Here is a 13,198-nt window from a genome sequence, read left to right as displayed (position 1 = left end):
CAAGATTTCTGTTGCCCCGGAAGGCGTCTTCGAGAACACTCCCCGCATCGTTCCACCGGTGCAGGAAGGCGTCTCCATGGTCACGCGCGGGTTCTTTTCCGGAAGGCGTCCACCTTCCGACACCGACGCGCGCATTCCGCCCGGTCAGTACCTGGAGCAGGGTTTTCCCGTGCTCTCGGCCGGGCCGACGCCGCGCGTGCGCACCGAGGACTGGTCCTTCACGCTCAAGCAGGGGCCGAAGCCGATCAAGAAATGGAACTGGGCCGAGTTCAACGCGCTGCCGCAGAGCAAGATGACGCGCGACATCCATTGCGTGACGGCCTGGACCAAATTCAACACGCCCTGGCAGGGCGTCATGATCGACGACATCCTCGCCGACGCCGGCATCGAGCCGCCGACCGCCTACACGCTGGCGCTGTCCTTTGACGGCTATTCCACCAATGTTCCGACCAAGGACCTCGTTACCGGCAAGGCGATGGTGGCGCTGCTCTATGAAGGCAAGCCGATCACGCCGGATCATGGCGGGCCGGCGCGGCTCTTGGTGCCGCATCTCTATTTCTGGAAATCGGCCAAATGGGTGAACGGGCTGCAGTTCACCGAGCGCGACGAACCAGGCTTCTGGGAGCTTCGTGGCTATCACATGTATGGCGACCCCTGGCGCGAGCAGCGCTATTCCAGCGACCCGTGAGGGGCGATTCGTGAGCAGCAATCGATGACCGCCGAGCCGTCGCCGCAATCGCCCTGGCAGGCAGCCACGATCACCCGCATCGAAAAGCGCACGCCGCGCGTCACCAGCTTCTGGTTCCAGCCGTCGCGGCCTTTCGCTCACCTTGCCGGACAGCATGTCGACATCAGGCTGACGGCGCCGGACGGCTATCAGGCGCGCCGCTCCTATTCCATCGCCTCGGCGCCGGAAGCAAGCGGCGGCGTCGAGCTGGCGATCGAGCGGCTCGACGACGGCGAGGTCTCGCCCTTCTTCCACGACGTGGCCGCCGTCGGCGACGAGATCGAGCTGCGCGGACCGCTGGGCGGCCATTTCATCTGGGAGGAGAGCGACGGCGGGCCGATCCTTCTGGTCGGCGGCGGCTCCGGCGTCGTGCCGCTGATGGCGATGGTGCGCCATCGCACGCAGCGCAACAAGGCGGTGCCCGTCGCGCTGGTGTTCTCGGCGCGGGTCTGGGACGAGGTGATTTTCCGCGACGAACTGATCGGCCTCGACGACCGCCGCGACGGATTCGATCTCGTTTTGACGCTGACCCGCGAGCCGGCGAGGCGGCCCTCCGATTATTCCCGGCGCATCGACGCCCGCATGATGGCGCAGTCCCTCGAGCGCCTGCCCAAGGCGCCGAAGCTCGCCTATGTCTGCGGCTCGAATGCGTTCGTGTCAGCCGCCGCCGACGCCTTGATCGGCGCCGGCGTTCCGGCGGAGATCATCCGCACCGAGCGCTACGGGGTTTAGAAGCGTGATCCCGACGAGGATGATCCCGCAACGGTCCTCGCCTCGACCGACAAGCCTTCAGGCCTCGATGTCCAGCGCCGACAACGGCCTCGAACAGCAGGCCAGGATATAGCCGTCATCGATCTCGTGATCGAGAATGCCGCCATTGTGGCTCATCGAGACCTCGCCCGAGACCTTCTTCACCTTGCAGGTCCCGCAGAGACCGAACTCGCAGGCCGCCGGGATCCTGACGCCCGAAGCGCGCGCCGTCTGCAGCACGGTCTGTCCGGCGACGCATTCCGCATCGACGTCTGAAAGCGAAAAGCGGACCGGCGTCACCGCCTCGGCGAGCGGCTTGGCGTCGTCGCCGGCCGGCATCGCGAACGGCGCCGGGACTTCTTCCACGGCCGGCGCGGCGAAGCTCTCCTGATGGTAGCGGCTCATGTCGAAGCCGGCTGCCTCCAGCATCTGCCGCACGGCGCGCATGAAGGGGTCCGGCCCGCAGCAGAAGATCTCCCGCTCGCGGAAGTCGGGTGCCAGAAGCGGCAGCCGGATCGCGTCGATGCGGCCCATATGGCCGAACCAGCCCTCGCGGCTCGACCGCTCCTCGATCATGAAGCCGAGCGACAGGCCGGGCATGCGGCTGCCGAGCAGTTCGAGCTCCTTGCGGAAGATGATCTCTTCCGGCCGCCGCGCGCAATTGACGAAGCCGACATCGGTCCAGGGCGCGCAGTCGTTCAGCCAGCGCAGCATCGACATCATCGGCGTGACGCCGGATCCGGCCGAAATGAACAGATATTTGGCCGCCGGATGGCTGTGCAGCGAGAAATCGCCGGCCGGCCCGTAGGCCTTCACATGGACGCCGGGCTTCAGATTGTCGAACATCCAGCGCGTGCCGACGCTGTCGGCTTGCGCTTTCACCGTCACCGCGATCGAGAACGGCCGCGACGGCGAGGACGACAGCGTGTAGGTCCGCATCAGCGGCCCGTCGGCGGTCGGCAATTCCAGCGTCACGAACTGCCCGGGTTTGTAGCGGAACCAGGTCTGATTGTCGGAGCGGAAGGTGAACGTCTTCACCTGCGGCGCCTCGTCGCTGACGCCGATCACTTCCAGCACCTGCAGCCTGTCGTTCCAGGGCGCCATCTCGTCGAGATGGCGATAGAGGCCGAGATCCGTCATCGCGTTCATCTCCTTAGCCTTCAGGCGACGCTGCGCAACGCCGGGCGACCGCCTTCGGCAAGGCGCGGACCGATGAAGGAGGCGTACCACTCGACGAACTGGATGACGCCGCCCTCATGCAACTCGGAATAGGGACCGGGCTCGTAAGCCGGCGACAGGATGCCGAGCGCATTTTCCTCCACGATGCGGCGGTCCTGATCGTTGGTCTCGGTCCAGACATGGGTGAGTTCTGCCAGATCGTAGTCGACGCCTTCCACCGCGTCCTTGTGGACCAGCCATTTCGTCGTCACCGCGGTCTCGGTGGCGCTGATCGGCAGCACACGGAAGGTGACGGCGTGATCGATGAGGATGTGGTTCCACGTGGTCGGGTAATGGTAGTGCATCAACGTGCCGATACGGTCGGCGGCGACGCTGGCGGACAGGTTTTTCGTCACGGCGCGCTTGCCGCTCATCGTGTAGCTGACGGCGTCGCGCAGCAGCGGCGCGCGCGTCGCGCGGTATTGCCCGGCCGGGTCGATCCGGAACCGGCTCGGCAGACCCGCCGCCTCGCATTTCGCCCAGTGCGCAAGCATTTCCGGATCGCTGTCGGCGCCTTGCACACCGGTGACCGTCGGCGCTTCCGGGAAGGTCTTGCACAGTTCCGGATGGTTGCCGGCGCAATGATAGCACTCGCGGTTGTTTTCCCAGACGAGCTTCCAGTTGCCCTTTTCGACGATCGTCGATTCGAACGCGACCTTCGCCTCGCTCAGCCGGTGCGGCAGGAGATAGGGTTCGATCATGGCGCGCATCGGCGCGAAGTCGGCCGGCTCTTTTGCCAGGCAAATGAAGATGTAGCCGCCGACGCTCTCGCAGGCGACCGGCTTCAGGCCGAACTGGCTCTTGTCGAATCCTTCCGCCATCTGGCGCGCGAACAGCAGCCGCCCGTCGAGCTCGTAAGTCCACTGATGGTAGGGACAGACCAGCTTGGCGGCGGTGCCCTTGTCGGTGTTGCACACGCGGCTGCCGCGATGCCGGCAGGAGTTGTGGAAAGCGTTGATGCTTCCCTTCTGGTCGCGGACCAGCACCACTGGATAGTCGCCGATCTGGACGGTGATGTAGCTGCCTGGTTTCGGCAGCTCGCAATCATGGCCGATGAACAACCAGTCACGATACCACATCAGCTCCATGTCGAGCTTGAAATAGTCGGGATCGGTATAGAAGGGCTGCTCAAGCGAGTAGCCCGGCTTGCGGCTCTGCAGGAGCCTCAGCATGTCGTTGCGCGCATCCATGTCCTGTCCTCGCATCAAGGACTGAACTGGTGGTGATGGAGAAGAACGACCGCCACCGGCAGGGCCGGGCACGCGCCGTCCGCCTCTTGACCGCCCACCGCGATCAGTCGAGTTCAAACTGTCTCTGGCTGGTTTCCGGGCTTTGGAGTTGCCCTCGCGGGCGGTCGCAACACCTTCCCAGGCCCATGGCCCAGTGGTCTCCCGTTGCGACCTCACTCCACCACCGTTGCGGGGGCAGCGCCGGATTTCGACCGGCTTCCCAATTCTCCGCCTCGTCGCGACGAAGCGGCACCTGAGATGGCCTGATCTAACCACGACAGCCGGTTTCCCGTCGGCATGAAAACGACATCGCATCCATGCGGCGCGACAATGGGCGGCATATTGACGGTGCTGAGTCTCGTCCTTGCGCCATGCCCTCCGGCTTCCAGAACGCTCCCCGGGACGAGCTTCAGGAGGGCTCCGATGGTTAACAGTATCAAAAAGTGACTATTAGCAGATTCTAAAATCGAACCGAACGGTTCGTTTCTGTTGACGGTGCGTACAGGACGCTGTGAACGTTGGCGCTCCGACACACTTGGTGAGCCAACCGCCGAACTCACATAAGTCATTGATTAGATTCGATAAAAATATAGTCATAGGCATGCTTATGAAAACTTCAAGATGCGGATTCATAGTCCAGACGAAAAAACATCGTGATTGGAATCCGGCGATCGGCTCACCCAAATCAGCGCTGTCCGAACGACGCGATTTCATTCCCAAGACACGCCGCTAGACGGACTGAATAAAAATACTGGAGTAGCAAAAATGAAAAAGATTGTTCTCACTGCCGCAGCCCTTCTGGCAATTTCCGGCAGCGCCTTTGCCGGTAGCGACAATTACAACGCGCAGGCTGCCAACCCGCCGGCCGCCACGGTCGACTCTTCTTACACAGCCTCGGTCCGCAAGTCCGAACCGGCTGAACAGAAGCCTGTCGCCACGGGCGCCGACCGCAACCTTTTCGGTAACAACTAACAGCCGACTTCGAACGGCGACGGGTTTGCCCGTCGCCTCGGTCGGATCAGGAAATTCAGGAGTACTGAGATGAAAAATATCATTCTTGCCACCGCGGCTCTCATGGCCGTTTCCTCGGCTGCTTTTGCGGGCAGCGACAATTACGGCAACAGCGGCGTCAACCAGCCGGCTCCCGCCGTGGATACGACCCGCACCTCGTCGATCGGCACCGACTCGCCTGTCTACAAGCTGCTGAACTCGTCCCGCGACGCGCAGAAGTCGGCTCCGCAGGGCGCTGACCGCGACCACTTCGGCAATCGTTAACAGCCGACCGTGATTTGAAAACAGGAGCGGCGGGCCGAGGCCCGCCGCTTTTTCTTTGCCGCAGCGGCTCTGCGCTCAAGCCGCCTTTGCTTCTTCGCGATGCAGCGTGAAGGAATGGCCGTCGGCGTCGAAAATATGCAGATCGCCGGCGCTTGCGTTGAGCCGCAGTGTCTCACCGCGCTTGACCTCGACATTGCCGGGCAGCTTGGCGACCAGCGGCAGGTCTGCGCGGCCGATATCGATATAGACGAGCTGAACCTCGCCGAGTTGCTCGATATAGTCGACCTTGCCCTCGAAGAGGTAATCGGAACCGGTGGCGATCGCGAGATCCTCCGGCCGCACGCCGAAGCTGACCGCCGCGCCATTCGCCGAGGCAGGCGTCGCGATCGGCACCGTCGCCTTGCGGTCGCCGACATGGCTGACCACGGTCGGATTGCCGGCCTTCTCGATCTTTGCCGGCAATATGTTCATCGCCGGCGAGCCGATGAACTGGGCGACGAACAGATTGCCCGGACGCTTGTAGAGTTCCATCGGCGTGCCGACCTGCTCGACCCGGCCGTCCTTCAGCACCACGATGCGGTCCGCCAGCGTCATCGCCTCGACCTGGTCGTGCGTCACATAGATCATGGTGGTGTTCGGCATCGATTCCTTGAGCTTGGCGATCTCGATGCGGGTGGCGACGCGCAATGCGGCGTCGAGGTTCGACAGCGGCTCGTCGAACAGGAACACTTTTGGGTTGCGCACGATGGCGCGGCCGATGGCGACGCGCTGGCGCTGGCCGCCCGACATCGCCTTGGGCAGGCGGTCGAGATATTTGGTGAGCTGCAGGATTTCCGCCGCCTGCCGCACCCGCTTGTCGATCTCGGCCTTGCTTTCCTTGCCGATCTTCATCGAGAAGGCCATGTTGTCGTAGACGGTCATGTGCGGATAGAGCGCATAGGACTGGAACACCATGGCGATGCCCCGCTTCGACGGCGGCACGTCGTTCACCACCTCGCCGTCGATCTTCAGTTCGCCCCCGGTGATCTCCTCGAGCCCCGCGATCGACCGCAGCAAGGTGGACTTGCCGCATCCCGACGGTCCGACGAAGACGATGAACTCGCCGGATTTGATGTCGAGGTCGATGCCGTGGAGGATGTTAAGGTTGCCGTATGATTTCTTCACCTGGTTCAGCGTGACATCGGCCATGTTTGTCCTCTCCCGTTGATCTTTGTCTGCAAGTTCAGTCGATGCGCCCGAACCACGCGCCGTATCCGCCGAGGCGGACAGGCCCGCTGCCACTCTGTCCCGAAAAGCCATGTCCGGGCAAGGTCTGCAGCGCGCCTTGGCCGAGATCGACCTCGGCGGGCTTGCTGCCGAGGTTGAAGGCGCAGACGATCCGCTCATTGCCCTCGCGGCGCGTGAAGGCCACGGTGTCGCCGTAGCTTTCGATGAATTCGATATCGCCCTTGCCCAGCGCCGGATGCTGGCGCCGGAAGGCGAGGAAGCGGCGGTAATGCTCGAGCAGCGAGCTTGCGTCGCCCTGCTGCACGTTGACGGCCTGCGACAGGTGCCTGCCTGGCACCGGCAGCCAGGGCTTGGCGGTCGAGAACCCGCCATTCTTGGCCGCGGCCTCCCACACCATCGGCGTGCGGCAGCCGTCGCGGCCCTTGAACTCCGGCCAGAAGCGGATGCCGTAGGGGTCCTGCAGGTCCTCGAACTTCAGCTCCGCTTCGCCAAGGCCGAGTTCTTCGCCCTGGTAGATGCAGACCGAGCCGCGCAGCGACATCAGAAGCGCCGAGATCACCTTCAGATAGGCGGTCGGGTCCGTCTCGTTGGCGGCCCAGCGCGAGGCGACCCGCATCACGTCATGGTTGGAGAAGGCCCAGCACGACCAGCCGTCGCTGGCGACCCGGCCGAAGGCCTCCAGCACCGCGCGCACTTTCGCCGCGCTGATCTTCTCCGGCGCCAGAAAGTCGAAGGAATAGCACATATGCACGCGCTTGCCGTCGGCGGTGTAGGCGGCGACCACTTCCAGGCCGCGCTGGGAGTCACCGACCTCGCCGACGGCGGCCTGTGCCGGATATTCGTCGAGAAGCGCGCGGAAGCGCTCGAGGAAGCCGAGATTCTCCGGCCGGCTCTTGTCGTAGATATGGTCCTGGTAGTTGTAAGGGTTGACCGCGGGCGCGGTCTGGTCGTTGCGCTGTTCCGGCGGCAGCGGGGGGTTGTCCTCCAGCCCCTGGCTGTGGAAATAGAAGTTGATCGTGTCCAGCCGAAAGCCGTCGACCCCGCGTTCCAGCCAGAAGCGGGTGATGTCGAGCAGCGCGTTCTGGACTTCTCCATTGTGGAAGTTGAGATCGGGCTGCTCGGCCAGGAAATTGTGCATGTAATATTGCTGGCGGCTGGTGTCCCACTGCCAGGCCGAACCGCCGAAGATCGACAGCCAGTTGTTGGGCGGCGTGCCGTCCGGCTTGGCGTCCGCCCACACATACCAGTCGGCCTTCGGGTTGCTGCGGCTGGAGCGGCTTTCCTTGAACCACGGGTGGATGTCGGCGGTGTGCGACAAGACCTCGTCGATCATCACCTTGAGGCCCAGCCGATGGGCTTCCGCCACCAGCGCGTCGAAATCGGCGAGCGTGCCGAACATAGGGTCGACGTCGCAGTAATCCGAGACGTCATAGCCGAAATCCTTCATCGGCGATTTGAAGAAGGGCGAGATCCAGATGGCGTCGACGCCGAGCGAGGCGATATAAGGCAGGCGCTGAACGATGCCTTTCAGGTCGCCGATGCCGTCACCGTTGGAGTCCTGGTAGGAGCGCGGATAGATCTGGTAGATCACCGCGCCCCGCCACCAGTCGCGGTCGATCGCAGGGTCTGGTCTCGAAGTCGCCTTCAAAGCCGATTGCATGTCTTCAACCTCCTTTCACCGAGCCGGCAAGCAGCCCGCGGACGAAATAGCGCTGCAGCGAGAAGAACACGATCAGCGGCACGATGATGGTGATGAATGCCGATGTCGTCAGGATTTCCCAATTGCCGCCGCGTGAGCCGAGCAGCGCGTTGAGCTTGGCCGTCAGCACGATCTGATCGGGCGCCGTGCCGAGGAAAACCATCGCCACCAGCAGATCGTTCCATACCCATAGGAACTGGAAGATGGCGAAGGAGGCAAGCACCGGGAACGACAGCGGCAGCACGATCTTGACGAAGATCTCGAAATCGCTGGCGCCGTCGATGCGCGCCGATTCCATGATCTCGCGCGGCAGGCCGGCGATGTAGCTCCTCAGCAGATAGATGGCGAAAGGCAGGCCGAAGCCGGTATGCGCCAGCCAGATGCCGAGATAGGTCTTCGACGGCACGCCGAAGAAGGTGCCGACGCCGTTATAGAGCTTGAGCAGCGGGATGAGCGACATCTGCAGCGGCACGACCAGCAGGCCGATGATGACGGCGATCAGCAGCGCCCGGCCGGGAAAGCGCATCCAGGCGAGCGCATAGGCCGCGAAGGCCGCGATCAGGATGGGGATGATCGTTGCCGGAATGGTCACCGTCAGCGAGTTCATGAACGAGCGACCGATGCCTTCGGAAAAAAGCACCGCATCGTAGTTCTCGGTGGTGAATTTCGGCGGCGCCGAGGAGGCGTAATAAACGCGCTGGCCGCGATCGCCTTCGAATGCCTTCGGCGAGGCGAGCACGAAGCTGCCATCCGCGTTCACCTGCAAGGTGACGCCGTCGCCAAGATCAGCCGCCGTGCCGGCCTTGTATTGCGTCGGCGCCGCCGCCTTGACGCCAAAGGCGCTGATGTCGCGCTTGGCGCCGTCGCCGAAGACGTTGCCTTCGATGACATATTTGCCGTCCTTCTGCGTCTGCGCCGAGGCGGCCGGCAGCCGCCCGGCCTCGGTCTGGCTGGAACTGGCGAAGGAATTCCACCAGCCCGATGCGATGATCTGGTCCTTGTCGCGCAGCGACGAGACGAGAATGCCGAGCGTAGGGATGGTCCAGATAACGACGAAGACCAGCACGGCGATATGAACGCCGAAGCGGCTGACGAAGGACTTTCCGGTGGACGCGGCCATCTCAATGCCCTCCCGTCTCTTTGTTGGCCTGCCGGATGTTCCAGACCATGATCGGAATGACCGCGATCATGATGATGATGGCGATGGTCGCGCCGCGGCCGAAATCGCCGCCGCCGCGGAACATCCAATCGAACATCAAATTGGCCAGCACCTGGCTGTTCCATTGGCCGTTGGTCATGGTCAGCACGATGTCGAACACTTTCAGCACCAGGATAGTGATGGTGGTCCACACCACAGCGATGGTGCCCCAGATCTGCGGCACCATGATTTTCCAGAAGATCTGGAACGGGTTGGCGCCGTCGATGACCGCAGCCTCGAGCGTCTCTTCCGGAATGCCGCGCAGCGCCGACGAAAGGATGACCATCGCAAAACCTGTCTGGATCCAGATCAGGATCACCATGAGGAAGAAATTGTTCCAGAACGGCAGCGATATCCACACCTGTGGCTGGCCGCCGAAATACTGGATGATGGCGTTGAGCAGGCCGATCTGCACCTGGCCCTCGCCGCGGTACTCGTAGATGAACTTCCAGATCACGCTGGCGCCGACGAAGGAGATGGCCAGCGGCAGGAAGATCAGGCTCTTGGCGATCGTGCCCCACCAGATCTTGTCGGTGAGCACGGCGATGATCAGCCCTAGAAAGGTGCAGGCCGCCGGCACCACCGCCAGCCACAGGATGTTGTTGAGGATCGAGTTGCGGAAATCATGGTCGCCGAACGCCCATTCGTAATTGGCGAGGCCGACGAAATTTTGGCCGCCGCGATCGAGGAAGGAGAGCCGCAGCGTCTCGATGACCGGATAGATCAGATAGATGGTGAGGATGATCATCGCCGGGCCGACGAACAGCCAGGGCCGCACCAGGCCCTGCCGGCGCAGATTGTCGACGGCTGCCGTGCCTGAGACGCCGCGCGACGGGAAAACGAGATCGAGCAGTTTGTTGGCGCCCCAGAAATAGGCGACACAGCCGCCGACGCCGATGATGATGACGAATATGGCCGAGAAAATCTGAGCCGCCATGGGTCCCTCTCCCTGCGCATGACCGGCCAGCCGGGGCTGGCGGTCGGATGCACCGACTTTCGGTTATTCGGAACGATCGAAACGCGAAGGCTTCCGGCGTGGACCGCCGGTCGGATCCGGGCCGTAGCCCGGATCCTGGTGGAGGATGAGGAAAATATCAGGCCGCGCGCGGCGGCCCATTTGCCGGATGGCTACTTGATGGCATCCCAGCTTTTCTGGATGTCGGCGGCGACGTCCTGCGCGGACTTGCCGCCGACCAGGTCGATCATGCCGGTCCAGAACGAGCCCGCGCCGACCTTGCCGGGCATCAGGTCGGAGCCGTCGAACCGCACCGTGGTGGCCCCGACCAGGATCTCGCCCTGCTTCTTCAGCGCGTCGCTGCCATAGGCGTCCTTGTTGGCCGCCTTGAACGGGGTGACGAAGCTCTTCTGCGCCATCCACAATTCATGCGCGAGCGGCATCTGAAGGAACTTGATGAACTCGCGCGAGGCCTTGGAGTCCTTGGTGATCATCACCAGCGTTCCGGCCACTTCCAGCGGCGTGCCCAGTTCCGGCTTGGAGGCGTAGGGCGGATAGGGGAAGAAGTCCGCATCCTGGCCGAGCTTCACGTTCTCCGGGAAGAAGGAAGGAATGAACGACGCCTGATGGTGCATGTAGCATTTGGGCGGCACGGTGAAGAGGCCCTTCGGACTGTCGCGGAAGTCCGTCGCCGCGACCGCCTTGGCGCCGCCGTCCACCATCTTGTCGTCGGTGGCGATCTTGCCGAAGATGTCGATGGCGTTGACCACGGCGGGGTCGGTGAACGGGATCTCGTTCTTCGTCCACTTGTCGTAGACTTCCGGCGGCTGCGTGCGCAGCATGATGTCCTCGACCCAGTCGGTCGCCGGCCAGCCCGTGGCGCCGCCCGAACCCAGCCCGATGCACCATGGCTTGCCCCCGTCGGCGACGATCTTCTTTTCGAGATCGGCGAGCTCTTCCTGGGTTTTCGGCACCTTGTAGCCGGCCTCGTCGAAATTATCCGGCGAGTACCAGACCAGACCCTTCACGTCGATCTTGTAGGGGAACGCGTAGAAGCCGGGCTTGCCGTCCTTGCCCGTATAGGTGCCGAGCTTGGCCCAGGAGTCGCCGGCGGCATAATTTTCCTTGATCCAGGCGGCGACGTCGTCGCCCAGCGGGGTCAGCACGCCCTTGGAAGCAAGGTCCTGGATCAGGCCGGGCTGCGGCAGCACGGCGATGTTGGGCGGGCTGCCGGCCTGGGTGTCGATGACGATCTGCTGCTCATAATTCTCGGACGAGGAATATTTCACCTCGGCGCCAGTGGCTTCCTGGAAATAGTCGAGAACCGAACGCACAAGCGTTTCGTCCTCGCCGCGCCACGGCCCGAAGATCGTCAGCGTCTCGCCCTTGAGGTCGACCTTCTTGAGATCGTCGTAATTCGCCCAGTGAAATTTCGAATCTTCGCCCGGCTTGAACTTCAGTTCGGCATGTGCCGGCAGGCCAAGGGTGAGCGCAGCGAACGCGGCACCCAAGAGAAGCATTTTCTTCATCGCAGTCCTCCCAGTGTTGAGACAGTTCGGACGAAACCTCCATTTCGTCCGCCGACGCCCACGGAACTGTGACTCAGCGAGAAGGCAACCGCAACCTTTCGAAGAGTGTTCCAAAGCGCTTTGGCTGACTTGATCTCGCCATTGAATCGCCGTGAAGTCAAGAGGCTCATGTTGCTAATCGATTTAAAAAGAGTCGAATACTTTAGGAAAGTGCAGCGCAGCAAGCTTTTTTGGCGCTGCAGCAGCAATTTTGGCTTCAAACACGGTCGATGCGCCTCTAAGCTCACTTCGTCTGGCAATTGCGCCAGCCATCACGGATCGAACAGAATTGAAAGCGCTTTGAGGCTGGAGGCCTACGATGAACCTCAAGCAACTGTCGCACATGCTGTCGCTTTCGCAGACCACGGTCAGCCGGGCGCTGAACGGCTACCCCGAGGTCAGCGAGGAAACCCGGCGCCGGGTGATGGACGCCGCCAAGCGCCATGGCTACCGGCCGAACCCCAGCGCGCGCCGCCTCGCCACCGGCAAGTCCGGCATGATCGGCTATGTGCTGCCGACGGGCGCCGCCGTCGACATCGATCCGCATTTCGTCGAGTTCCTCTCCGGCCTCGGCGACTATGCCCGGTCGCACGAGCTCGACCTCGTGCTGTCGCCAGCCGATGCCGACGATGAGGAGACCACCTACCGCCGCATCGTCGCCAACCGGCAGGTCGACGCCGTCTACATCTCCTCGCCGCGTCCGGCTGACCGGCGGCTGGCCTTGGTCAATACGCTGGGCATACCCTTCATCGCCCATGGCCGCAGCGAAGGTCTGGATTTCGATTATCCCTATCTCGACATCGACAATGAGGGCGCCTTCCACGAGGCGGCGCGGCTGCTGCTCCAACTCGGCCACAAGCGCCTGGCGCTGATCAACGGCAATGAGCGCGAGACCTTCGCCATCCACCGCGAGCGCGGCATGCGCCGGGCGCTTGCCGCGAGCGGCCTGATGCTCAGCGAGCGCCATATCCGCTCCGTGACCATGACCGAGGAAAACGGCTATCGCGCCGCCCGCCGCCTGCTCGAGGAAGCCGAGCCGCCGACGGCGATCGTCTGCTCCAGCCTGATCATGGCGCTCGGCGTCGTGCGCGCCGTGCGCGATCTTGGCCTGACCATACCGGGCGACCTGTCGCTGATCGCCCATGACGACGTCTTCCCCTGGCTGCGGCCTGAAAATTTCCCGGTGCCGCTGTCGACGACGCGCTCCTCGATCCGTCTCGCCGGCGCCCGCGTTGCCGAGCGCCTGGCCGCGCGGATATCAGGACTGGAAGAGGGGGCCCGCGGCGAGGTCTGGCCGGTCGATCTGGTGGTGCGTGGGTCGGTCGCTGGCGCGCCGGTGTGAATCGAGTCCA

General features: G+C 63.2%; 12 protein-coding genes and 1 riboswitch. Of the genes, 5 read left to right on the top strand and 7 right to left on the bottom strand.

What is annotated here, in order from left to right:
- The first annotated feature begins 76 nt into the window (after nucleotides 1-76).
- Nucleotides 77-688 carry a sulfite oxidase-like oxidoreductase gene (locus tag EJ069_RS22460; RefSeq protein WP_042637400.1) on the top strand — a complete coding sequence of 204 codons (612 nt, stop codon included), beginning with the start codon at nucleotides 77-79 and terminating at the stop codon, nucleotides 686-688.
- A 24-nt stretch (nucleotides 689-712) separates the two neighbouring features.
- Nucleotides 713-1,459 carry a ferredoxin reductase gene (locus EJ069_RS22455; protein WP_126063168.1) on the top strand — a complete coding sequence of 249 codons (747 nt, stop codon included), beginning with the start codon at nucleotides 713-715 and terminating at the stop codon, nucleotides 1,457-1,459.
- A 57-nt stretch (nucleotides 1,460-1,516) separates the two neighbouring features.
- Here the strand turns inward: EJ069_RS22455 and EJ069_RS22450 are convergent, their stop codons facing one another.
- Both EJ069_RS22450 and EJ069_RS22445 read right to left on the bottom strand, forming a co-directional pair.
- On the bottom strand, nucleotides 1,517-2,617 hold the full coding sequence (locus EJ069_RS22450) for a hybrid-cluster NAD(P)-dependent oxidoreductase (RefSeq protein ID WP_126063167.1): 1,101 nt from the start codon (nucleotides 2,615-2,617) through the stop codon (nucleotides 1,517-1,519).
- A gap of 20 nt (nucleotides 2,618-2,637) precedes the next feature.
- Nucleotides 2,638-3,885: an aromatic ring-hydroxylating dioxygenase subunit alpha gene (locus tag EJ069_RS22445; protein WP_126063166.1), complete on the bottom strand. Its 1,248-nt coding sequence runs from the start codon at nucleotides 3,883-3,885 to the stop codon at nucleotides 2,638-2,640.
- 108 nt (nucleotides 3,886-3,993) lie between these two features.
- Nucleotides 3,994-4,196: riboswitch (cobalamin riboswitch) on the bottom strand.
- Between the two features lie 493 nt (nucleotides 4,197-4,689).
- Between EJ069_RS22445 and EJ069_RS22440 the strand changes: the two genes are divergently transcribed.
- Nucleotides 4,690-4,896 (top strand): DUF680 domain-containing protein, encoded by a 207-nt coding sequence (locus EJ069_RS22440; RefSeq protein ID WP_126063165.1) that lies wholly within the window; start codon nucleotides 4,690-4,692, stop codon nucleotides 4,894-4,896.
- Nucleotides 4,897-4,965: 69 nt separating this feature from the next.
- Nucleotides 4,966-5,199 (top strand): DUF680 domain-containing protein, encoded by a 234-nt coding sequence (locus EJ069_RS22435; protein ID WP_042637361.1) that lies wholly within the window; start codon nucleotides 4,966-4,968, stop codon nucleotides 5,197-5,199.
- 75 nt (nucleotides 5,200-5,274) lie between these two features.
- Here the strand turns inward: EJ069_RS22435 and ugpC are convergent, their stop codons facing one another.
- The 5 genes from ugpC to EJ069_RS22410 form a co-directional block, all read right to left on the bottom strand.
- Nucleotides 5,275-6,387, bottom strand: a complete 1,113-nt coding sequence (ugpC, locus tag EJ069_RS22430) for a sn-glycerol-3-phosphate ABC transporter ATP-binding protein UgpC (protein ID WP_126063164.1) — start codon at nucleotides 6,385-6,387, stop codon at nucleotides 5,275-5,277.
- Nucleotides 6,388-6,421: 34 nt separating this feature from the next.
- Nucleotides 6,422-8,086, bottom strand: a complete 1,665-nt coding sequence (locus tag EJ069_RS22425) for an alpha-glucosidase (protein ID WP_126063163.1) — start codon at nucleotides 8,084-8,086, stop codon at nucleotides 6,422-6,424.
- Between the two features lie 4 nt (nucleotides 8,087-8,090).
- Nucleotides 8,091-9,245, bottom strand: coding sequence for a carbohydrate ABC transporter permease (locus EJ069_RS22420; protein ID WP_042637358.1), 1,155 nt, complete (start codon nucleotides 9,243-9,245; stop codon nucleotides 8,091-8,093).
- Nucleotide 9,246: 1 nt separating this feature from the next.
- A complete protein-coding gene (locus EJ069_RS22415; protein ID WP_126063162.1) occupies nucleotides 9,247-10,260 on the bottom strand; it encodes a sugar ABC transporter permease in 1,014 nt (337 codons plus the stop codon).
- A 191-nt stretch (nucleotides 10,261-10,451) separates the two neighbouring features.
- Nucleotides 10,452-11,807, bottom strand: a complete 1,356-nt coding sequence (locus EJ069_RS22410; RefSeq protein WP_126063161.1) for an ABC transporter substrate-binding protein — start codon at nucleotides 11,805-11,807, stop codon at nucleotides 10,452-10,454.
- 358 nt (nucleotides 11,808-12,165) lie between these two features.
- On the opposite strand from EJ069_RS22410, the gene EJ069_RS22405 reads away from it, so the two are divergent.
- A complete protein-coding gene (locus EJ069_RS22405) occupies nucleotides 12,166-13,188 on the top strand; it encodes a substrate-binding domain-containing protein (protein WP_126063160.1) in 1,023 nt (340 codons plus the stop codon).
- The last annotated feature ends 10 nt before the right edge of the window (nucleotides 13,189-13,198 follow it).

This window comes from Mesorhizobium sp. M2A.F.Ca.ET.043.05.1.1 (assembly GCF_003952445.1).
Classification (GTDB): Bacteria; Pseudomonadota; Alphaproteobacteria; order Rhizobiales; family Rhizobiaceae; genus Mesorhizobium.
The sequence above is the reverse complement of the archived record's forward strand: the minus strand, read 5'-3'. Positions and strand labels throughout refer to the sequence as shown.

Bases quoted from the DNA above. Each gene is read 5' to 3' on its own strand.
- EJ069_RS22460 (WP_042637400.1), top strand. From the start codon at position 77: ATGGTCACGCGCGGGTTCTTTTCCGGAAGGCGTCCACCTTCCGACACC.
- EJ069_RS22455 (WP_126063168.1), top strand. From the start codon at position 713: ATGACCGCCGAGCCGTCGCCGCAATCGCCCTGGCAGGCAGCCACGATC.
- EJ069_RS22450 (WP_126063167.1), bottom strand. From the start codon at position 2,617: ATGACGGATCTCGGCCTCTATCGCCATCTCGACGAGATGGCGCCCTGG.
- EJ069_RS22445 (WP_126063166.1), bottom strand. From the start codon at position 3,885: ATGGATGCGCGCAACGACATGCTGAGGCTCCTGCAGAGCCGCAAGCCG.
- EJ069_RS22440 (WP_126063165.1), top strand. From the start codon at position 4,690: ATGAAAAAGATTGTTCTCACTGCCGCAGCCCTTCTGGCAATTTCCGGC.
- EJ069_RS22435 (WP_042637361.1), top strand. From the start codon at position 4,966: ATGAAAAATATCATTCTTGCCACCGCGGCTCTCATGGCCGTTTCCTCG.
- ugpC (WP_126063164.1), bottom strand. From the start codon at position 6,387: ATGGCCGATGTCACGCTGAACCAGGTGAAGAAATCATACGGCAACCTT.
- EJ069_RS22425 (WP_126063163.1), bottom strand. From the start codon at position 8,086: ATGCAATCGGCTTTGAAGGCGACTTCGAGACCAGACCCTGCGATCGAC.
- EJ069_RS22420 (WP_042637358.1), bottom strand. From the start codon at position 9,245: ATGGCCGCGTCCACCGGAAAGTCCTTCGTCAGCCGCTTCGGCGTTCAT.
- EJ069_RS22415 (WP_126063162.1), bottom strand. From the start codon at position 10,260: ATGGCGGCTCAGATTTTCTCGGCCATATTCGTCATCATCATCGGCGTC.
- EJ069_RS22410 (WP_126063161.1), bottom strand. From the start codon at position 11,807: ATGAAGAAAATGCTTCTCTTGGGTGCCGCGTTCGCTGCGCTCACCCTT.
- EJ069_RS22405 (WP_126063160.1), top strand. From the start codon at position 12,166: ATGAACCTCAAGCAACTGTCGCACATGCTGTCGCTTTCGCAGACCACG.